General features: G+C 60.2%; 13 protein-coding genes. 8 read left to right on the forward strand and 5 right to left on the reverse strand.

The window, feature by feature from the left end; genetic code table 11:
• Positions 1 to 281 precede the first annotated feature (281 nt).
• The 6 genes from JJQ51_RS04530 (at position 282) to JJQ51_RS04555 (ending at position 7,651) form a co-directional block, all read left to right on the forward strand.
• The gene (locus JJQ51_RS04530; protein ID WP_113354036.1) at positions 282 to 1,514 is read left to right on the forward strand and encodes an efflux RND transporter periplasmic adaptor subunit; all 1,233 of its coding nucleotides are present in this window, start codon (positions 282 to 284) and stop codon (positions 1,512 to 1,514) included.
• The gene (locus tag JJQ51_RS04535; RefSeq protein ID WP_152096002.1) at positions 1,511 to 4,630 is read left to right on the forward strand and encodes an efflux RND transporter permease subunit; all 3,120 of its coding nucleotides are present in this window, start codon (positions 1,511 to 1,513) and stop codon (positions 4,628 to 4,630) included. Before JJQ51_RS04530 ends, JJQ51_RS04535 begins: the two co-directional genes overlap by 4 nt.
• 228 nt (positions 4,631 to 4,858) lie before the next feature.
• Positions 4,859 to 6,148, forward strand: a complete 1,290-nt coding sequence (locus JJQ51_RS04540; protein ID WP_152093527.1) for an Hsp70 family protein — start codon at positions 4,859 to 4,861, stop codon at positions 6,146 to 6,148.
• Positions 6,149 to 6,203: 55 nt separating this feature from the next.
• Positions 6,204 to 7,097: a uracil-DNA glycosylase gene (locus JJQ51_RS04545; protein ID WP_152093528.1), complete on the forward strand. Its 894-nt coding sequence runs from the start codon at positions 6,204 to 6,206 to the stop codon at positions 7,095 to 7,097.
• Between the two features lie 138 nt (positions 7,098 to 7,235).
• On the forward strand, positions 7,236 to 7,427 hold the full coding sequence (locus JJQ51_RS04550; protein WP_092710297.1) for a hypothetical protein: 192 nt from the start codon (positions 7,236 to 7,238) through the stop codon (positions 7,425 to 7,427).
• A gap of 59 nt (positions 7,428 to 7,486) precedes the next feature.
• The gene (locus tag JJQ51_RS04555; protein ID WP_168192546.1) at positions 7,487 to 7,651 is read left to right on the forward strand and encodes a hypothetical protein; all 165 of its coding nucleotides are present in this window, start codon (positions 7,487 to 7,489) and stop codon (positions 7,649 to 7,651) included.
• 68 nt (positions 7,652 to 7,719) lie between these two features.
• Here JJQ51_RS04555 and JJQ51_RS04560 read toward each other — a convergent pair whose 3' ends face one another.
• Positions 7,720 to 8,571, reverse strand: coding sequence for a hypothetical protein (locus tag JJQ51_RS04560; RefSeq protein WP_113354032.1), 852 nt, complete (start codon positions 8,569 to 8,571; stop codon positions 7,720 to 7,722).
• 469 nt (positions 8,572 to 9,040) lie between these two features.
• On the opposite strand from JJQ51_RS04560, the gene pepN reads away from it, so the two are divergent.
• Both pepN and JJQ51_RS04570 read left to right on the forward strand, forming a co-directional pair.
• A complete protein-coding gene (pepN, locus tag JJQ51_RS04565) occupies positions 9,041 to 11,689 on the forward strand; it encodes an aminopeptidase N (RefSeq protein ID WP_269244382.1) in 2,649 nt (882 codons plus the stop codon).
• Positions 11,690 to 11,918: 229 nt separating this feature from the next.
• Complete coding sequence (locus JJQ51_RS04570) at positions 11,919 to 14,234, forward strand: PAS domain-containing sensor histidine kinase (RefSeq protein ID WP_269244383.1); 2,316 nt, start codon at positions 11,919 to 11,921, stop codon at positions 14,232 to 14,234.
• Here JJQ51_RS04570 and JJQ51_RS04575 read toward each other — a convergent pair whose 3' ends face one another.
• The 4 genes from JJQ51_RS04575 to JJQ51_RS04590 form a co-directional block, all read right to left on the reverse strand.
• Positions 14,235 to 17,192: a bifunctional [glutamine synthetase] adenylyltransferase/[glutamine synthetase]-adenylyl-L-tyrosine phosphorylase gene (locus JJQ51_RS04575; RefSeq protein WP_152095999.1), complete on the reverse strand. Its 2,958-nt coding sequence runs from the start codon at positions 17,190 to 17,192 to the stop codon at positions 14,235 to 14,237.
• 153 nt (positions 17,193 to 17,345) lie between these two features.
• Positions 17,346 to 18,761: a sensor histidine kinase gene (locus tag JJQ51_RS04580; RefSeq protein ID WP_113354028.1), complete on the reverse strand. Its 1,416-nt coding sequence runs from the start codon at positions 18,759 to 18,761 to the stop codon at positions 17,346 to 17,348.
• Positions 18,758 to 19,516 (reverse strand): response regulator transcription factor, encoded by a 759-nt coding sequence (locus JJQ51_RS04585; RefSeq protein WP_069616091.1) that lies wholly within the window; start codon positions 19,514 to 19,516, stop codon positions 18,758 to 18,760. Before JJQ51_RS04585 ends, JJQ51_RS04580 begins: the two co-directional genes overlap by 4 nt.
• 103 nt (positions 19,517 to 19,619) lie before the next feature.
• Positions 19,620 to 21,176, reverse strand: coding sequence for a Do family serine endopeptidase (locus JJQ51_RS04590; protein WP_113330810.1), 1,557 nt, complete (start codon positions 21,174 to 21,176; stop codon positions 19,620 to 19,622).
• Positions 21,177 to 21,252: the final 76 nt, after the last annotated feature.

Genomic DNA, 21,252 nt, shown 5'->3' on the forward strand with positions numbered 1-21,252 from the left:
ACATAACGGCAATCAAAAAATAGCCATTTGACTGTTTGCTGCACTGCACAAACAGAAACAATTCCAAAGCTTTCCAAGCTTTAATTTTTCGTCGTCCGGAACTGTGGTAGATTCCACAGCATCAGCGTTCATGAATTCGCGTTAAAGGGACAGAATTACCGAACGTTAGCGGTAACGGCGATGTATGGATTGCGGCGAAGCTCGTCTTTGTTGTGCGACGCAATAAATACACTTCACCGTCCTCGCGCTTCCTGCAACAAGCCCCGACCGGTTCTTTAAATATGAAAAAACTTTGGCTTCCCCTCGGCCTTCTCGTCGTCGCAGCCCTTGCGGCATGGAGCTATCGCGACCGTATTCCTTTCCTTTCCGCCTTTGTCGATCAAGCGTCCGCAGAAACCAAAGACGCCGGCAAGGCGGCGCAGGCCGGCGGCAAGCGTCAGGCCGGCCCAATTGCGGTAAAGACCGTTGCCGCAGTCAAAACTACGCTCCCAATGGACGTTCCCGCGACCGGCTGGGTCGTGCCGATCGATTCAACGACGATCGCCGCACAGGAGGCCGGGTTGATCACGCAGATCGCCGTAAAAGATGGCGCGACGGTCAAAGCCGGCGACCTGATCGCAAAACTCGATCCGCGTACGGCACAGGCTGCCGTCGACAAGGACAAGGCGAACATTACGAAAGACCAGGCAAACCTTGCCCAAGCGGAGACGGCGCTGACCCGTGCCAATAGCTTGCTCACGAGCAGCGCCGGCACTCAGGCGACTGCCGATGAAGCGCGTGCGACCCGCGACGGCGCCATTGCCACGCTCAGCGCGGACCAGGCACAGCTTGCCTCGGATCAAGTCCTGCTCGGAAATACCGACATACGGGCACCCTATGATGGCAGGCTTGGCGATGTCCAACTGAGCCTGGGTGCTTATGTCAGCGCCGGCACGCCGATCGTGACGATCAGCAAATATGATCCGGCATATATCAAGTTTACCATGCAGGAAAACAATCTGCGCGAACTGCAGGAACAGCTGGCCGCGGGTCCTGTTCACGTCACCACCGTTCCCCGTTCCGCACAGGGCAAGCCCCGCACCGGAACGATCACCTTTTACGACAACACGGTCGACCAGGCTTCCGGAACGATCGCCGTGAAGGCAACGTTCGAAAATGCCAACGGTGCCTTGTGGCCGGGACGCTCCGCGAATGTCATGGTTCACTTCGCCGACAACGAGCAGCTGATCGTCGTGCCGACCGTTGCCGTCAGCCCGGGGCCGGACGGCTATATCGCCTTTGTGGTGAAAGACAACAAGGTCAAGATTACGCCGGTGACGATTGCTCGCGCCAATGGCGGCCGCACAGCCGTCGCCACGGGCCTTTCGGTCGGCGATCATGTCGTTGTCGAAGGCCAGTCGCAACTGAACAACGGCACCGAAGTCAAGGAACAGTTCAGCGACAATCCAAACGAGAAGGTCGCTTCGGCCGATGATGGAAAAACAGAAACCATCGCAGTTGGAGCGCAACAATGATCCCGACCTTCTGTATCCAGCGTCCGGTCGCGACCACGCTCCTCGCTATCGGCGTGGTGCTTGCCGGTCTCGCCGGCTATCAGCTCATCCCCGTCGCGGCAGTGCCGCAGGTGGATTTCCCGACGATCAACGTCTCGGCCCAGCTGACGGGCGCCTCACCACAGACGATGGCGACATCGGTCGCTACGCCGCTGATCAAGCAATTCGAGACGATCCCCGGCATCAGCGAGATTTCTTCGACAAACTCGCTTGGCAATACCAGCATCGTGCTGCAGTTCAATCTCGACCGCAACATCGACGCCGCCGCCGGTGACGTGCAGGCGGCGATTTCGACCGCGCAAAGAAAACTTCCCAACAACCTGACCACCCCGCCAAGCTACCGGAAGACCAATCCGGCCGACGCGCCTGTCATGCTGATCGCCGTACAAAGCGACACCTTGCAGCGCAGCAAGCTCGACGATATCGCCGAGAACATCATCTCTCCATCGATCTCGACACTGCCTGGCGTCGCTGAAGTGACCGTAAACGGCGCGCAGACCTACGCGGTGCGCATCGACGTCGATCCGAACAAGCTTCTGGATCGCGGCATCGGTATCGACACGGTCAATACAGCCGTCGTCAACGCCAACAACCAGGTCCCGGTCGGCACGTTGCAAGACTCGGCGCAGAGCATGACGATCAATGCGAATACGCAGCGCGTCAACGCCGACGAGTTTCGCACGCTGGTGATTGCCAATCCCAACGGCAAGCCAATTCACCTCGGCGACGTCGCCGACGTGCAGGACAGCGTGGAAAACCAGAATATCGGTAGCTGGTATGATGGCCAGCGAGCGATCATTCTGGCTATTCAACGCCAGCCCGATGCCAACACCGTCGACGTTGTCGATGCCGTGAACAAGACGCTGCCGAAGCTGCAGGCCGAAATGCCGGCTTCCGTCAAAATGACCGTTATGAACGACTCGGCCCAGCCAATCCGCGAGGCCATCTCGGACGTCAAGTTTACCTTGCTGCTGACCATCGGCCTGGTCGTTCTCGTCATCTACCTGTTCACGGGCCACGTGACGGCAACGATTATCCCCGGCCTCGCCGTGCCCCTTTCGCTGATATCAACTTTCGGCATGATGTATGTGCTCGGCTATAGCGTCGACAATATCTCGCTGCTCGGATTGACGATCGCGGTGGGCCTCGTGGTGGATGACGCCATCGTCATGCTGGAGAACATTCTGCGGCACATGGAAGAAGGCATGCCTGTGCGGCAGGCAGCCATCCAGGGCGCGGCCGAAGTCAGCTATACGATTATCTCCATGTCGGTCTCGCTGATCGCCGTGTTCATCCCTATCCTGCTGATGGGCGGCGTCGTTGGCCGTATCTTCAACGAATTCGGAATGGTCGTGGCAATCGCCATCATATCGTCCGCGGTGGTTTCGCTGACCGTCACGCCGATGCTCGGCTCGCGTCTCTCCAACGCCCACAGCCATCCTCCCTTGCCGGTGCGCATCTTCAATAAGGGCTTCAACTGGACCGAGGTCAATTACGGCAAGGGCGTGGAATGGTGTATTCGCCATCGTTACATCGTGCTCGGAAGCTTCCTTGCTTCGGTCGCGCTGTCGGCCTACCTTTTCCTGACGCTGCCGGCCAGCTTCTTCCCCCAGGAAGACATCGGCCGGCTGCAGATTTCAACCCGCGCCCGCCAGGATATTTCCTATCCGGCAATGCGTGACCTTCAGAACCAGGCCGCTGCGGCGATCAAGGCGAATCCTGCCGTCGAGCACGTGATGTCGGTTGTCGGCGCTAGCGCGCGTCAGACACTCAACAACGGTACGATCTATGCCCAGTTAAAGGATAAGAAGGATCGTCCGCCTCTCGACCAGACTTTGCGCGAAATACGCGCCGCCGTCGCCAAAATCCCAGGCATTCAGGTCTTCATCAACCCTCAGCAAAGCCTTCGCTTCGGCGGACGCCAGACCGCCAGCCAATATCAGCTCGTCATCCAGGCGCTTAACGCCGATCTGACCAACGAGTGGGCCAACAAGATGCTGCAGGAGATGCGAAAGGATCCACGTTTCACCGACGTGACCACCGACGCGCAATACAATGCACTGCAGGCCAATATTGTGGTCGATACGGAGAAAGCCGCCGCCTACGGCATCAACAACAACCTGCTGCGCACCACGCTTGAGGAGGCCTTCAGCGACTACGCCGCCGCACAGATCCAATCGACCGGCGACAGCTATGACGTGATCATCGAATATGATGCGAACCAGCCTTGGGACGACCAGAAGCTGTCGCGTATCCATGTGACATCTTCGAGCGGCCAGCAGGTTCCATTGTCGGCCTTCGCGCGCATCGAGCGCAATACCGGTCCGGTGACCATCAACCAGACCGGTCAGCTCGTCTCGACCACCGTATCCTTCAACCTGCCGGCCGGCGAAGCGCTTGGCGACGCCACGGCACAGATCGAACAGATCAAGAAGGACATCAACATGCCGGCGGACATCTTCACGTCCTACGGCGGCACGGCGCAGATCTTCCAGCAGTCGCAGGGCAGCACGCCCTATTTGATCCTCGCTGCGGTGCTGACGATCTATGTGGTTCTCGGCGTTCTCTATGAGAGCTTCATCCATCCCCTGACCATTCTGTCCGGTCTGCCGGCCGCCGCTCTCGGCGCACTGCTTGCGCTGAAGATCTTCGGCTTCGACCTGTCGGTCATCGCGCTCATTGGCTTGCTGATGCTGATCGGTATCGTGAAGAAAAACGCGATCATGATGATCGACGTGGCGCTGGAAACGCTACGCTCGAGTACTGGCATGTCGCCGGCGGAAGCGATCCACGAAGCCTGCGTACGCCGTTTCCGCCCGATCATGATGACCACCTTCTGCGCCCTGCTCGGCGCCCTGCCGATCGCGGTCGGCAGCGGCGCAAGCTCCGAGCTGCGCCAGCCGCTCGGTATCGCTGTGGTCGGCGGCTTGGTGGTGTCGCAGCTTCTGACCCTGTTCATCACGCCTGTCATCTTCCTGGAGATGAACCGCCTGAGCGACTTCCTCGGTCGTTTCGGCCGGCGCAAGGACGACGACCCGCACCAGAAGGAACCGCCGTCGGCGATTGCCGCGGAATGACAAAAACGGGCGCCGAAAGGCGCCCATTCCTTTTCCAGCAAAGCGAAACGCATCGCCGGTGAAATACTGTCGGCGGATACCACGGCGGGCAAAAATAAAAGCACCTCTCCGTCTTGAACTTGACGTCCAGCCATGTCATGACGCGCCCTCTTTGCGACAGGGCGCGTCATGCGTCCCATCAGGGGCTTGGCCCCAATCCAGACAATTTCGACGGAAAGGAGTGCGGGCATGGCTCGGGCGCTTGGTTTCGACTTCGGCACCACGAACACGGTTCTGGCGATGGCCGAAGGACCCGCGACGCAATCGGTCGCCTTCAACAGCACGGCCGGCACCGCCGACAGCATGCGCACCGCGCTCTCCTTCATGAAGGATCCGGGGCTGGGTGCGGCCGCGCTCAAGGTCGAGGCAGGACATGCGGCCATCCGGCAGTTTATCGACAATCCCGGCGACTGCCGCTTCCTGCAGTCGATCAAGACTTTTGCGGCGAGCGCACTCTTCCAGGGTACGCTGATCTTCGCCAAGCGCCACAGCTTCGAGGATCTGATGGAGATCTTCGTGCGTCGCCTGCGCGCCTACGCCGGAGAGGGATGGCCGGAGAATGTTTCGCGCATCGTCACCGGCCGACCGGTGCATTTTGCCGGCGCCAACCCGAACCCTGCCCTTGCCACCGAGCGCTACAATGCCGCTCTGGCACGATTCGGCTTTCCGGAAATTCACTACGTCTACGAGCCGGTGGCGGCGGCCTTCTACTTCGCCCAACACCTGAAGAAGGATGCGACCGTGCTGGTGGCCGACTTCGGCGGCGGCACAACCGACTATTCGCTCATCCGCTTCGAGACCCATGCCGGAAAGCTGACGGCGACGCCGATCGGCCATTCCGGTGTCGGCATCGCCGGCGATCATTTCGATTTCCGGATGATCGACAACATCGTCTCGCCGGCCATCGGCAAGGGAAGCTACTTCAAGAGCTTCGACAAGCTGCTGGAAGTGCCGACCTCCTACTACGCCAATTTCGGCCGCTGGAACCAGCTCTCGATATTCAAGACCTCGCGCGAATATGCCGACCTGAAGACGCTGGTGCGCAGCAGCCTGGAGCCGGAGAAGCTGGAAACCTTCATCGAGCTGGTCGAGCATGACGAAGGCTATCCGCTCTATCAGGCCGTATCTGCGACGAAGATGGCGCTTTCGAGCGAGGAAGAGGCCGAATTCAACTTCCCGCCGCTCGGCAAGGCCGGCCGCAAGCATGTTCGCCGCGCTGACTTCGAAAGCTGGATCGCCGAAGATCTTGCCCGTATCGAAGGGGCATTGGACGATGTGCTGACAACCACCAACACATCACCGAATGCGATCGACAAGGTGTTCCTGACCGGCGGCACCTCCTTCGTGCCGGCCGTTCGGCGCATCTTCACGGAACGCTTCGGCCAGGAGCGCATCGAAACGGGCGGCGAACTGCTGTCCATCGCCCATGGTTTGGCCCTGATTGGCGAGCGCGACGATATCGCCCAGTGGACGGCGTGAGATAGCCGACCATCCTGCCCTTTCGTTCCCGCGCCGCTTTGGTTAGAGTTCGCCCATGATTTCCGCCAGCGACCTCACACCGGCCGAGCTTGCCGCCCTTCTGCACTTCCATGCGGATGCCGGCGTTGATTGGCTGCTGGAAGATGAGCCGGTGGATCGGTTTGCGGAATTCGAGGCGATGCGCGCCGCGCGGCAGGGCTCGCGCGCAACGCAGCCAAGGGCCGAAGCGCCAGCACCCGCACCCGCCACACGGTCACAGCCCGAGCGTCGCCCCGCCGCAAAGCCGGCGACGCCTGCCGCAGCATCACCACCGCGCGCAACGCCGGCCATTCCCGACGAGCAAGCCGTGGAACAGGCCCGATTCGCGGCCGAAAGTGCGCGTTCTCTTAGTGAGTTGAAGACGGCACTCGAAGCCTTCAATAGCTGCAACCTCAAGAACAGCGCCCGCTCGACGATCTTTGCGAGTGGCACGCCGGAGGGCCGGCTCATGGTGATCGGACCGATGCCGAGCGCCGACGATGATCGCGAGGGGGCACCGTTTGCCGGCCGCGCGGGACAGTTGCTCGACAGGATGCTCGCCGCCATCGGCCTGCAGCGCGATTCGATCCTGCTCACCAACGTCATTCCGTGGCGACCGCCGGGCAACCGCTCCCCTTCTCCCGCAGAAATCGAGATATGTCGTCCGTTCATAGAACGGCAGATTGCGCTTGCCGAGCCGAAGGCTGTGCTGCTGCTCGGTAATTTCACCGCCCGCCACTTCTTCGGCGGTGGCGAAACCATCCATGGATTGCGTGGACAATGGCGGGAAATCGGCATTCTCGGCCGAACCATCCCCGCTATCGCCAGCCTGCATCCCCAGGAACTGCTGACCGCGCCCATCAATAAACGTCTGGCCTGGAGCGATCTTTTGGCCTTCAAGAATTATGTCGCCGCTGAAATATTAGGCTAATTTCAACAGCTATTAATGGAGAATGACACAAGTTATGCATTTATTGCATGGCAGTCTTCTTTTGCTGTGCGTTGCAGAATCTATGCTGCACTGCAATATAAAGGTTGTCTTGGGAGGAATTCGAAAGGAACCAAGGCAATGACTGCACGTTTTCGCCCTATTCACTGCGGGTTTGATACCCTGCGCCGCGCCATCGAGCCCGTGCGCGCCATAAACGGCCATCGCAATCTCGGCATTGCTGCCAATGAGCAGATGACCGCACGAGGCACCGGCATCTCGGCTCGCATCAGCCGCCCGACGGCAATTTTCGCCGATTTCCGCGCCTGCTGACTTGCGGGCGCGAATTGCCGGGCGATCCAGCGTAACGTTCAAGTATCGGGATTTCCATCATGTCTTCAGGTTTGCGTTCATTCATCGCTCTGCTCGATTCCGTCGGCCATATCGGCTCTGCGGTGCGGGCCGCCGAGGAATTCGAGCGCGCACGCAATTTTCACAAGGACGAGTGCCGCAGCACAAGCGCTGCCCGGATCGTCGCGACCAGCATTCCGCTTTGATCAGGCAGAATTACTCTGCCTGATCAACGGCTCGGGCTGAACGGGCAGTTCCGAGAGAGCCCTGCCCTCTATGCGGACCGCGCCCAGGCGAAGGCCTCATCGACCGCCGCCAATTTTACGGCCTGCCATCCGCAATACTGATCGAGAAAATTGCGCGATATCCACATACGCGTCTTCTTGGGTTCATCATGCCAGCCGATGTCTCCGCGGTCGGCAGATTTACGCAGGATACGCTGCAAATGGGTACGCGATATCATAAAATGCGCGGCGAGAGCGCGGGCATCGACATGGCCGATATCGATTCGATCGCCGACTTCTCCACTGAGATCCAGCCTTGACACGATATGATCGACAACAAGACCGCCGGATTCCGTCCAGAGAAATAGGCCTACGCTTTCCGGCGGTTCGCGCCAGATGTCGGCGGCCAGACAATTGCGGGTCATGCGCGGCTGTGCCAGATCCATCAGCATCGGCGAAGCCACTAGCGCGGCTGCGCGGCTGCCATTGTCAAGGAGATCGAGCGCGGCCAGATTGGCGAGATACCAGCCGAACATCGCCGTATAGCTGATTTCGGTCGGCACGTAGCGGCGCGGACGGCGGGCAGGACCTGGAGCCAACTCCAGGAAGCGATAGGTCAGCAGTTCCTCGATGAAGCTCAGGACCGTGTTGCGGCTGGCGATGCGGTAATGCGTGATGAGGTTGCGCAGGGCAACAACGGTCAGCCCCGAGCCCGGAATCCCCGGATCATATTCAAGATGAAGCGCATAGGCGGCCTGGGTCAGAAGCCAGCGCTGATGTGAGGCGAGCATGCGCGCAACCCTCGGGCCGCTATCATAACGGTTACGCAATGTCTCAGAGAGAAAGCTCAAGGATGCTACGAACTTGGGATGACGAGCAAGTTGCTCGATGGGAAAACTCAATCGGGCCTCCTGGGGTGCCCTTCTTAAAAGCAACAGAAAGTGGATGTTTCATTTTTGTGAACAAAACTATCGGAATCGATCATAATTCCGACATCTAATAGCATGCTATAGTTATGCAAGCGCTTTTATATCGCAAGGGGTTAAACAAATAATTTACTTTAAATTATTGTTTCCCGACCGTAACGGCCTGCATCCAACAGCAATGCAGTCATGATGATCCACCGGAACGTTATGGTAGCAATTGCACTGTCGGTCTGCAAATGCAGGCGTAGAGCTACCACTTTTTATTCGAATAGCTGAATCGAGAGCCGCTCGGCGAGCGAATACTTATTGTGCCATAACAAAACATATCGGCATTGCGATATGACTTTAACTTTGGTTCAGATTTCGGTGTAATGATGCGGCACTTTCAGTCCGGAGGAGGGCTTCGGACTGTGCCCGCCACAGCATAGCCTGATCAGGATAGACCATGCGCACAGACACCGGCCAGATCGTCAATCTGGCAGACTATCGTCCCACCGACTTCGTTCTGGAACGCGTGGACCTCACCTTCGATCTGCATCCGACCGAGACCAAAGTGGAGGCACGGCTGATCTTCCATCGGCGCGAAGGTATCGATCCCAAGGCACCCCTGGTGCTCGATGGCGACGAGCTGTTGCTCTCCGGCCTGCTGCTCGATCAGGCGGAGCTGCCTGTCGCGCAATATGACGCCACGCCTGAAAGCCTCACGGTTCGCGATCTGCCGGAAAGCACGCCCTTCGAGCTGACGATCACGACCGTGATCAACCCGGAAGCCAACACGCAGCTGATGGGTCTCTATCGCACCGGCGGCATTTATTGCACGCAGTGCGAGGCCGAAGGCTTCCGCCGTATCACCTATTTCCCCGACCGGCCGGATGTTCTCGCCCCCTATACGGTCAACATCATCGCCGACAAGGCCGCCAATCCGCTGCTGCTGTCGAACGGCAATTTCCTCGGCGGCGCCGGCTATGGTGAAGGCAAGCATTTCGCCGCGTGGTTCGATCCGCACCCGAAGCCGAGCTATCTCTTCGCGCTCGTCGCTGGCGATCTTGGTGTCGTCGAAGACACGTTCACCACAATGTCCGGCCGCGAGGTCGCACTGAAGATCTATGTCGAGCACTGCAAGGAGCCGCGTGCGACCTACGCCATGGATGCGCTGAAGCGCTCGATGAAGTGGGACGAAGAGCGGTTCGGCCGCGAATACGATCTCGACATCTTCATGATCGTCGCCGTATCGGACTTCAACATGGGGGCGATGGAGAATAAGGGCCTCAACGTCTTCAACGACAAATACGTTCTGGCCGATCCCGAGACGGCAACCGATGCCGATTACGCCAATATCGAAGCCATCATCGCCCACGAATATTTCCACAACTGGACGGGCAACCGCATCACCTGCCGAGACTGGTTCCAGCTCTGCCTCAAGGAGGGCCTGACCGTCTATCGCGATCACGAATTTTCCGCCGATCAACGTTCGCGTCCCGTCAAGCGGATTGCCGAAGTCCGTCACCTGAAGTCGGAACAGTTTCCAGAGGACAGCGGGCCGCTTGCCCATCCGGTGCGGCCGACGACATACCGTGAAATCAATAACTTCTATACGACGACCGTCTATGAGAAGGGCAGCGAAGTCACACGCATGATCGCGACGCTGCTCGGCCGCGATCTCTTCAAGAAGGGCATGGACCTCTATTTCGATCGGCATGACGGACAGGCTGTCACGATCGAAGATTTCGTCAGATGTTTCGAGGATGTCAGCGGTCGCGATCTCACACAGTTTTCGCTGTGGTATCACCAAGCCGGCACGCCGCTCGTCACGGCATCCGGCGCCTATGATGCCGATGCCAAGACGTTCACCCTGTCGCTCGAGCAGATGGTGCCGGCGACGCCGGGCCAGACTGCGAAGAAGCCGATGCACATTCCGCTACGCATGGGCTTGCTCGCCGAAGACGGCACGATCATCACGCCCGCGTCCGTTACCGGGGCAGAGCTCACCGACGATGTCCTGCATCTGACGAAGCAGGCGCAGACCGTGACATTCCACGGCATTCCCTCGCGGCCGGTTCTTTCGCTCAATCGCAGCTTCTCGACGCCGATCAACCTGCAATTCAGCCAGAGCACCCAGGACCTTGCACTGATTGCTCGCTACGAGACCGATCATTTCGCCCGCTGGCAGGCGCTGATCGATCTTGGCCTGCCGAACCTCTTGCAGGCGGCGCGCGATATACGCCAAGGCACCGATATCACTTGCGATCCTGCCTTCACCGAGGCGCTGCTCGCAGCCGCAGCCGACGAAAGCCTGGAGCCGGCATTCCGCGCTCAGGCACTCGCCCTGCCCAGCGAGGCCGATATCGCCCGCGAACTCGGCGGCAACAACGACCCCGATGCCATTCACGCCGCGCGCCAGACGATCATCAAGCGGGTCGCGGAAGCTGGAAAGCATGTCTTCACCGCCCTCTATGACAGCATGCAGACGTCCCGCCCCTTTACCCCGGATTCGGCAAGCGCCGGTCGCCGCGCCTTGCGCAATACGGCACTGAGCTATCTCTCGCAGTTGGACGAGACGCCAGCGAGAGCAAAGGCCGCCTATGACGCGGCGAACAACATGACCGATCTCAGTGCGGCACTGACCATTCTGGCGCAGCGCTTCCCGGATGCTGCCGAGACGGCGGCAGCGCTTGCGCATTTCCGCGACCGCTTCGCAGACAATGCGCTCGTCATCGACAAGTGGCTCGCCATTCAGGCCGCGATTCCTGGCGCCGGCGCGCTGGAGCGCATTCGGCTGCTCATGGGGACACCGCTGTTCAAGCACACCAATCCGAACCGCGTGCGGGCGCTGATCGGCACCTTCGCCTTCGCGAACCCCACCGGCTTTGGCCGCGTAGATGGTGCCGGATACAATTTCCTAGCCGACGAGATCCTCGAGATCGATCAGCGCAACCCGCAGCTTGCGGCACGCATCCTGACTTCGATGCGCTCCTGGCGCCTGCTGGAGCCGGTGCGGGCCGACCATGCCCGCGCGGCGCTGATGCGGATCGAGCGCGCAGGCGGTCTTTCGACCGACGTGCGCGACATCGTCGAACGTATCCTCAAGGAGTGATTTCGATCGCCCGGTGCGCCGATTTCGAGGGCTGATTTGCATCCGCCTTTTCAGCTTCAACGAGTCCCGAAAGCGTGCAACTTACCGCTGCGTGTGCAAAATATGCTGAAATCGCAGATGGTTAAGAAAGTTTTACCGCACCCTCTGGACAAGCCGAATCACGAATGATTCATTAGGGCAGATTCGGGCGAGCGGCGCAGCGAATCACACGAGGGACAAGGCTAAAGCGATGGTGGACGTGCGGCGGGCAACCGCGGCCGATGGACGGCTGCGTGTTAATTTCGACGGTCTGAAATCCTGGCATAGCGGCGTTACCGATCGAACCGGAGTGCGGGTGAAGACGATTTCACGTCGTTTTCCGCAGACGGAGCATATTCTCAAGCGCATCATTCCCGTCCTCATCGTTTCCTTCCTAATGGTCGTTGCCGCCTCGCATTTCTTCGGCATGATCACGGAACATGGCCGCATGGCGGCGGCGGCCCGCCGAACGACCTCTCTTTCCATCGCCGCCGCATCCGCCGCCTTTTCGAATGACGCCAGCCTGTTCCAGGCGGGAGACCGTAGCGGCGCAGAACGGAAACTGGCCTCCTATCTGCCGCAAGATCGACTGGACACCGGCGCTTTCGTCCTGTTGGTGCAGGCAAGCGGCCGGGTGTTCGGCTCATCGGCCGCCGGCTCAGGCTATATCGGAATGCTCGTCTCCGACTTCTTTCCCGAAGTGACGGCCATCCGCAGTTTTGGCGACCATGCCGGCGTAATCGAGACCATGATCGGCGGCGAGCCCTACTACGCAGCCATTTCTCTAATCGGCGACAAGGGTGATTTCATTCTGTCGGCCGCATCGATGGATCAGATCGACAAGCTCTGGCGCGACGAGCTGACATTGAACGTCACGCTGTTTGCCGGCATATCCTCCATCCTGCTCGTCATCCTCTACGCCTATTATACGCAGGTGAAACGCGCCCGGGACGCCGACGAAATCTTCCTCGAATCCAACCTGCGGGTCGAGACGGCGCTGTCGCGCGGGCGCTGTGGTCTTTGGGATTTCGATTTCACCAGCCGACAATTCTTCTGGTCGCGGTCGATGTACGACATGCTCGGGCTGCCGGTCGCCGACAAGCCACTCGCTTTCACGGACGCGGCGCGGCTGATGCATCCGGACGACAACAGCCTACATATGCTTGCCCGCACAGTCACCCGCGGCAATGCCGGCCAGGTGGACCAGATCCTGCGCATTCGCCACGCCAAAGGGCATTATGTCTGGATGCGCGCCCGCGCCCAGGTAATCCGCACCAATTCCGGCCGCGTCCACATGATCGGCATCGCGATGGACGTGACTGAACAGCACCGCCTGGCGCAACGCTATGCGGAGGCCGACCAGCGCCTGGCCGATGCTATCGAATGCACCTCCGAAGCCTTCGTGCTGTGGGACAAGAACGATCGCTTGGTCATGTGCAACGCGCATTTCCAGCAGGCTTATGGTCTGCCCGACAATGTGCTCGTTCCCGGCACCGAGCGCGCCGTCGTCAATGCCGCTGCGGCACGACCGGTCATCGAGCGCCGCATCGTCGATCCCGGCCGCTCCAATCATTCGCAGACGACGGAGGTGCAGCTCGCCGACGAGCGCTGGCTGCAGATCAATGAGCGTCGCACCCGCGACGGTGGCCTTGTCTCCGTCGGTACCGACATCACACAGCTCAAGCGCAATCAGGAGCGCCTTCGCGACTCCGAGCGCCGGCTGATGGCGACGATCAATGATCTCTCCGCATCGCGGCAGATCCTGGAGAAGCAGAAGGCGGAGCTTTCGACCGCCAACGCCAATTACCTCGCCGAGAAGGAGCGCGCCGAAGCCGCCAACAGGGCCAAATCGGAATTCCTCGCCAACATGTCGCATGAACTGCGCACGCCGCTCAACGCCATTCTCGGCTTCTCGGAAATCCTGCAGGACCAGATGTTCGGTCCGCTCGGCTCGGCCCGCTACAACGAATATGCCAAGGACATTCACGACAGCGGCAAACATCTGCTCAACGTCATCAACGACATTCTCGACATGTCGAAGATCGAAGCCGGGCATATGAAGCTCTCCTGCGAGCGGATCAATCTCGCACCGCTCATCGAGGAATGCCTGCGCTTCACCCGCATTCCGGCCGCACAGAAGAATATTCTCGTCGAGCAGGATATCTCCTCCGAGATCAAGCTCAATGCCGACCGGCGGGCGATGAAGCAGATCGTGCTAAACCTGCTCTCCAATGCCGTGAAATTCACCAATGACGGCGGCCGCATCGCGGTTCGCACACGCAGGGTCGACGATGCCGTCATGCTCGTCATCGCCGACACCGGTATCGGCATTCCGAAATCGGCGCTCGGCAAGATCGGCCAGCCCTTCGAACAGGTGCAGAGCCAATATGCCAAGAGCAAGGGAGGCTCCGGCCTGGGGCTTGCCATTTCCAGATCACTGACCGCGCTGCATCAAGGCCGCATGCGCATCCGCTCGCGCGAAGGTATCGGCACGGTGATCGCAATCCGCATCCCGGATCAGAGCTGATCAGCTTCCGACTGTTGTCTGGAATACTTTCCGAACGGCCTTCGACAGGCGCTTCAGCTCCGCTTCCAGCGTGCGGATATCCGGGCAATCGCCGGCGCGGCAAACCAGCTCGATCAGGCCGGAAGGCGTGTTTTTCGGATCGAACGTGCCATCGATGCAAAGGCGGATAAGCTGCGACACTTCCGTATAGAGCTGCAGAGCTTCCAGGCAGACGTCCAGATCGTTGCGATCCATCAGGCTGCCGCCGAGCAGTTTCAACGCTTCGGCGGTGCTGAGGCCGTTTGCATCGATGCCAACGCCGCGAACCGACGCGATCAGCCGCAGATATTGCGCGATGAATTCGATATCGATCAGGCCGCCGGGGATCAGTTTCAGATCCCAGATGCTTTCCGGCGGCTTTTCCTGTTCGATCAGGGCACGCATCTCGCGAACATCCTTAGCGATCCTGACGACATCTCTCTTTGTCGAAAGAACCTCGCCTATGACGCGCTCCGCATCGTTCACCAGCTTCTCGTCGCCGCAGATCAGGCGCGACCGCGATAGCGCCATATGTTCCCACGTCCAGGCTTCCTCGCGCTGGTACTTCTCGAAGGAATTGATGCGCGTGGCGACCGGCCCCTTGTTGCCGGAGGGACGCAAGCGCATGTCCACCTCATAGAGCACGCCCTCGGCCGTCGGTGCAGAGAGGGCCGCGATCAGGCGCTGCGTGATACGCGTGAAATATCGCGTGGCATCGAGCGACTTCGGACCATCGGATTCGCTGGCTGCGTCGTCGTAATCGTAAAGCAGGATGATATCGATATCGGAACCAGCCGAGAGCTCGAAACTGCCAAGTTTGCCCATTCCGACTATGGCAACTCGCCCGCCGGGATAGTCCCCATGCGCCGCCCGAATTTCCTTCATGACGGCGTCCAGTGCCGCCTCGACGATGAGATCGGCAAGATAAGTAAAGGCGCGTGCCGCCATGACCCCGCCGATTGCACCCGTCAACAGGCGAATGCCGATCAGGAAACGCTGTTCGGAGGCAAAGATGCGCAAGAGATCGAGCGTCTCTTCATAATGCCGTGCCGGGGCAAGAAAGCTCTGGAGGCGCTCTGCCAGATAGTCGCGCGTCGGCAATTCCGCCATCAGCGTTGGATCCAGCATGCCGTCAAAGACATGCGGCTTGGCCGCGATGATCTCGGCAAGTCGCGGCGCCGACGACATAATGTTGACGATGAGCGAGAGAAGCGCCGGATTGTTCCCGAGCAGCGAGAAGAGCTGTATGCCTGCCGGCAGGCCGGAAATGAAGCTGTCGAAGCGCAACAAAGCCTTGTCGGCACGCTTGCTTTCGCCAAAGACTCGCAGCAGCTCCGGCGTCAGTTCCGTCAACCGTTCTCGTGCCTCTACCGATTGCGTCGCGCGATATCGACCGTAATGCCAGGTGCGGATGACGTTGGCGATGTCAGAGGGGCGATCGAAGCCAAGACGGCGTAGCGTCTCCAGGGTATCGGGATCGTCGCCCTGGCCGGTAAAGACCAGATTGCCGGTTTCGCTCGATAGTTTGGTTTCCTGTTCGAACAGGCGCGCATAGCGGCGCTCGACGGTTTTCAACGTCGTCACCAGCGCTTCGGAAAAAGCCGACACGTCGGCAAAACCCATCATGTAGGCGATGCGGCGGAGTTCGGCATCGGTTTCCGGCAACAGATGCGTCTGCTCGTCGCGCACCATCTGGATGCGATGCTCGACGTCGCGCAGGAACCAATAGGCCGTCACCAGTTCGTCGCGCGTTTCCGCATCGATCCACTTCGCCTCGGTCAGCTCGAAAAGCGTCTCCTCCGTTGATCGGCTGCGCAGAGACGGCATGCGACCGCCAGCAATCAGCTGCTGCGTCTGCACGAAGAACTCAATCTCGCGAATGCCGCCGCGGCCAAGCTTGACGTTATGGCCTTTAACCGCGATGGCACCGTGCCCTTTATGCGCGTGGATCTGCCGCTTGATGGAGTGGATGTCTGATATCGCGGCGTAATCCAGATATTTGCGGAAGACGAAGGGCACGAGATCGCGGATGAAAGCCTGACCGGCAGCGATATCACCGCCGATGGGACGCGCCTTGATGAAGGCGGCGCGCTCCCAGTTCTGCCCCCTGCCCTCGTAATAGATCATCGCAGCGTCCACAGGGATCGCGAGCGGCGTGGAGCCGGGATCGGGACGCAGACGGAGATCGGTGCGGAAGACATAGCCATCTGCCGTGCGCTCCTGCAGGATGCGCACCAGCCGGCGCATCAGCCGCGGGAAGATGTCGATGGCATCATCGGGATCGGGCACGATGCCTGCCGTCTCATCGAAAAAGACAACCAGATCGATGTCGGAGGAATAGTTCAGCTCTTCGGCGCCGAGCTTGCCCATCCCGAGGACGATCAACCCGGATTTCCAACTCGGGGCGGCGGGATCGGGAACCGCGATCTTGCCGGCCTCGTGCGACGACAGCAACAGGTGATCGATCGCCGCTGAGATGGAGGCCTCTGCAAGCCTGCTCAGCCAGCGTGTGGTCACCCTGCCATCATAGATGCGCGCGAGATCGGCAAGGGCAACGAGGAAGGCCGCACGGCGTTTGGCAATGCGCAGACGGCTCATTACCTCAGATTCAGCAGGAGAGGCACCTTCCCCATCCGCGGGCAGCCAGGCGCGGCGAGCCTCTTCCACCAGCCCTTCGATCTGCGGCGACAGCGGCTTCTCGATCGCGGCGACGAGGAGCGACGGTTCGAGATTGGCGATTTCGCGCAAATGAGGGGACAGGGTCAGAGCCGCGACGATGAAATCCCGCAACGCACTTTCGCCCGCAAGGAGATCGGCAACGACCGGCTCCGTTCCGGCGATCTGCTTGAGATCGGCAAGCGCAGACTTCGTCTCCGTCTGGTTCAACGGCCGCAACCGCCCGGCCGGAACATCCCGCAGCAAATCGCTTTGCGTCGTCATGCAGTTCTCCCCAACAGCAAGCGGATACAGCATGATGCCGAAAAGTATGAGCGGTTTTCGGATAACATCATGCTCTACTTCTTTGACGCTAGAGCGGATTCAGATTTCAGGTCGTTTCGACCTAAAATCATCCGGCTCTAGTGCAGGATTAACCTATTGTTTCTGCATGGGGAAGATCATGGTGACCGTTAATCCCTTCGCGTCGGGACTGTCGGGGACCGTATCGGAAAGCTCAAGCCGACCGCCATGCAGCTCCATGACAGCCTCCACCAGTGCAAGGCCGAGGCCTGTTCCCGGCTTCGAGCGGCTTTCGTCCAGACGGAAGAAACGCTTGACCACATCGGCACGTTGATGGGCGGGAATGCCTGGCCCATGATCGGCGACCGCGAGCGTCACGGCGTCGTTGGTGCGCGCCAGCTTGAAGGTGATCGTCTGCTCGCCGTTGCAGCCCGTCGCATATTTGAGGGCATTGTCGATGAGATTGAAGAGTGCCTGACCGATCAGCTCGCGATTGCCCTGAATTTCGACATTCGGCTCGATATCGGCCGTCAGCGTCAGACCCGCCTCTTCTGCGACCGGCTCATAGAGTTCGGCCGTATCGGCGACGATGGAAGAGAGATCGACTTCAGTCATTTCCGCCGCTACCGACCCCGCCTCGACGCGGGAAATCATCAGAAGGGCATTGAAGGTGCGAATCAGCTGATCGGATTCGCCGATAATGCCCTCAAGGGCGACACGACGCCCCTCGCTGTCGGCACTGTCGAGCGCATCGGCGGCCTTGTTGCGCAGGCGCGTCAGCGGCGTCTTGAGGTCATGAGCGATATTGTCGGAGACCTGCCGCAGCCCTTCGTTCAGCTTCTCGATGCGCTCGAGCATCGCATTAAGCGAGGCGGACATGCGGTCGAACTCATCGCCGGAACCACCGACCGGCAGCCGCTGCGAAAGATCGCCCGCCATGATCTTGCGGCTGGCATCCGTCATCCGGTCGATGCGCTTCAATGCGTTGCGGCCGATGCCGAACCAGATGACCAGTGCGCCGAGCCCCATGATAGCCAGCGCCAGCATCAGCGCCTGGCGCACCAGCACGCGGAAGCGCTCGGGCTCGCCGAGGTCGCGGCCGATCAGGATGCGCAAGCCGTTGTCGAGAATGAAAATATTGGCAATTGCCAGATGCCGGCGCTCCGGATCGTTGGAGGCGTCGGTGTAGCGCTCGTAGGAGAAGGGCAACTCCGTCCAGCCGGCTTGGCCGAGCACACCGGGCTGCACGGAGGCGACGTTGCCGGCCAGGATATCGCCCGATGGCCCGGCAATGACATAGAGATTGGCACCCGGCTGACGGGCGCGGCGCTCCATGGTGCGCAGAAGCAGGTTCAGACCGCCGATGTCGTAGGCGCGCTTGACCTGACTGACCTCCTGCTGGACTGCATCGCGGATCTGCCCCGTCAGCAGCCGTTCGGACATGGCCGTGACGTAGAAGACGAGCGTCGCGGCGCAAAGCGAGAAAAGAAGGATGTAGAGGGCGGAAAGGCGGACTGCGGTGGACTTGAAGAGGACGCGGAAGCGGCTCATCCCTCGTCCTTGATCATGTAGCCGGCGCCGCGAATCGTCTTCAGCAGCGGCTGGCTGAAATCCTTCTCGATCTTGGAGCGCAGACGCGAGACATGGACGTCGATGACGTTTGTCTGCGGATCAAAATGATAATCCCAGACATTTTCCAGCAGCATGGTGCGGGTCACGACCTGGCCGGCATTCTTCATCAGATATTCCAGCAGGCGGAATTCGCGCGGCTGCAGCAGGATTTCCTTGCCGCCGCGGCGCACCTCATGCGAGAGGCGGTCCAGTTCCAGATCGCCGACGCGATAAAGAACATCCTGTTCCGGCGTCCCCTTGCGGCGGCCGAGCACTTCGACGCGGGCCAGAAGCTCGCTGAAGGCATAGGGCTTGGGCAGGTAATCGTCGCCGCCGGCGCGCAGGCCGGTGACGCGGTCATCGACCTGACCGAGCGCAGAAAGGATCAGAACCGGCGTGTGCACGCCCTTGCGACGCAATTCGCTTATGACGGAGAGGCCATCGCGGCGCGGCAGCATGCGGTCGATGATGGCGACATCGTAGGTGTTCTCAGTGGCCATGAAGAGACCGCTCTCGCCATCGCTCGCGTGATCGGCAATGATGCCGGCCTCGCGAAACGCCTTGGTGAGATAAGCCGCCGCTTCGAGATCGTCTTCGATGATCAGAATCTTCATATGGGCGACATTACCTGCCGAGGCTGCCTCGGCACAACCAGAATCGGAGGAATTCACGGCATGTTGGCCAGCGGTTGTCATCTTTCACCTGCCTTGGAGCCAGTCATCTTGACATGTTCTAAAAAGGAAGCCGCGCAAGCCGTGGCCTGCGCGGCTTCCTGATTCATTTCATTCGTTTAAAGGATCAACCGGCATTAATCGGCAGAGCGACGAAGCGGCTGCCATTGCCGGACTGAATCTGGAACAGGGCGCGCGTGCGGCCATCCTTCTTCGCCTGCTCGATGACCTTGGCGATATCGCCGGCGTTCGAGACCTGCTGGTTGTTGACCGAGGTGATCTTCTCGCCCTCCTTCACGCCCTTGTCGGCGGCATCGGAGTCGGGATCGACCGCGGTGATCGCAACACCCTTGCCATCGTCGGAAGGGCCGACGGTGAGACCGAGGTCAGCCAGCGCCTTCTCGGAGGACGGCTGCTGCGGCTGCTGATCCGGCTGCGAGTCGTCATTGGAAGCCTGGTTCTGATCGGCAGGCAATGTGCCGAGTTCGACCGTGACCGACTGGGACTTGCCGCCGCGCCACAGCGAAACCTCAACCTTGGAGCCTGGCTGCATGGCGCCGATGCGACGAGCGAGATCGCGCGGGTCCTTGACCGGATCGCCATTGACCGCCGTGACGACGTCACCATTCTTGATGCCGGCCTTCTGGCCAGGCGAACCATCCTGCGGGGAGACGACCAGAGCACCGCTTGCTTCGGCAAGGCCGAGCGATTCGGCGATGTCCTTCGTGACGGGCTGGATCTGAACGCCGAGCCAGCCGCGTGAAACCGTGCCGGTCTTGATCAGGTCGGTCACGACGTCCTTGGCGGTGGTCGCCGGGATTGCGAAGGCGATGCCGACGCTGCCGCCTGACTGCGAGAAGATCGCGGTATTGATGCCAACCACCTGGCCGTTGAGGTTGAAGGTCGGGCCACCCGAGTTGCCCTTGTTCACCGGCGCATCGATCTGGATGTAGTCGTCATAGGGGCCGGAATGAATGTCGCGGCCACGAGCCGAGACGATACCGGCGGTGACCGTGCCACCGAGGCCGAAGGGGTTGCCAACGGCAACGACCCAATCGCCGACGCGGACCTTGGAATCATCGGCCCAGCCGACATAGGTGAACTTCTTGCCCTTAGGATCGACCTTGAGGACTGCGAGGTCGGTGCGGCTATCCTTGCCGACGAGCTTGGCGTCAAGCTCGGTGCCGTCATTGAGGACGACGACGAAAGCGGCACCGTCGGAAACGACGTGATTGTTGGTGACGATGTATCCGTCTTCGGAGACGAAGAAGCCGGATCCTTGAGCGACCGGACGCAGGCGACCCTTGTCATCGGAATTCTTCTGCTGGTTCTGACCATGCTGCTGGCCGCGACCCTGCTGCTGCTCGAACTGGCGGAAGAACTTCTTCAACGGGTGATCGTCCGGAAGATCATCGAAGCCGCGGCCGAGACCGAAGGAATCGTCGTCATCGGCAACCGGATTGACACGGGATTCGACGCGGACCGAAACGACGGCCGGCGATACGGCGTCGACCACATTGGCAAAGCTCGGAACCTGCGGCGCCTGAACGTTGACGGCATCGGCATAGGCACCGGTAACGACGGCCGGAACACCCGTTGCCAGGGCAGCAACAGCGAGGCCGGCGACGACGGAAGCCTTCATAGCGGTGCTGCGGGACAAAGTGTCCTTGATATTCCTGAACATATGCGAATTACCTTCTCTTTTCTCGTCAGATTTGCGCCGGCCAAACCGGCTGTGTTGCGCCATAATGAAGATATAG

The sequence above is a fragment of the Rhizobium sp. AG207R genome (assembly GCF_027109195.1).
Taxonomy (GTDB): domain Bacteria; phylum Pseudomonadota; class Alphaproteobacteria; order Rhizobiales; family Rhizobiaceae; genus Rhizobium; species Rhizobium dioscoreae.

What these genes read in the sequence shown, in the direction of transcription:
- pepN (WP_269244382.1), top strand. Translation starts at nt 9,041, where the DNA reads ATGCGCACAGACACCGGCCAGATCGTCAATCTGGCAGACTATCGTCCC.
- JJQ51_RS04585 (WP_069616091.1), bottom strand. Translation starts at nt 19,516, where the DNA reads ATGACAACCGCTGGCCAACATGCCGTGAATTCCTCCGATTCTGGTTGT.
- JJQ51_RS04550 (WP_092710297.1), top strand. Translation starts at nt 7,236, where the DNA reads ATGACTGCACGTTTTCGCCCTATTCACTGCGGGTTTGATACCCTGCGC.
- JJQ51_RS04590 (WP_113330810.1), bottom strand. Translation starts at nt 21,176, where the DNA reads ATGTTCAGGAATATCAAGGACACTTTGTCCCGCAGCACCGCTATGAAG.
- JJQ51_RS04530 (WP_113354036.1), top strand. Translation starts at nt 282, where the DNA reads ATGAAAAAACTTTGGCTTCCCCTCGGCCTTCTCGTCGTCGCAGCCCTT.
- JJQ51_RS04580 (WP_113354028.1), bottom strand. Translation starts at nt 18,761, where the DNA reads ATGAGCCGCTTCCGCGTCCTCTTCAAGTCCACCGCAGTCCGCCTTTCC.
- JJQ51_RS04575 (WP_152095999.1), bottom strand. Translation starts at nt 17,192, where the DNA reads ATGACGACGCAAAGCGATTTGCTGCGGGATGTTCCGGCCGGGCGGTTG.
- JJQ51_RS04540 (WP_152093527.1), top strand. Translation starts at nt 4,859, where the DNA reads ATGGCTCGGGCGCTTGGTTTCGACTTCGGCACCACGAACACGGTTCTG.
- JJQ51_RS04570 (WP_269244383.1), top strand. Translation starts at nt 11,919, where the DNA reads ATGGTGGACGTGCGGCGGGCAACCGCGGCCGATGGACGGCTGCGTGTT.
- JJQ51_RS04545 (WP_152093528.1), top strand. Translation starts at nt 6,204, where the DNA reads ATGATTTCCGCCAGCGACCTCACACCGGCCGAGCTTGCCGCCCTTCTG.
- JJQ51_RS04535 (WP_152096002.1), top strand. Translation starts at nt 1,511, where the DNA reads ATGATCCCGACCTTCTGTATCCAGCGTCCGGTCGCGACCACGCTCCTC.
- JJQ51_RS04555 (WP_168192546.1), top strand. Translation starts at nt 7,487, where the DNA reads ATGTCTTCAGGTTTGCGTTCATTCATCGCTCTGCTCGATTCCGTCGGC.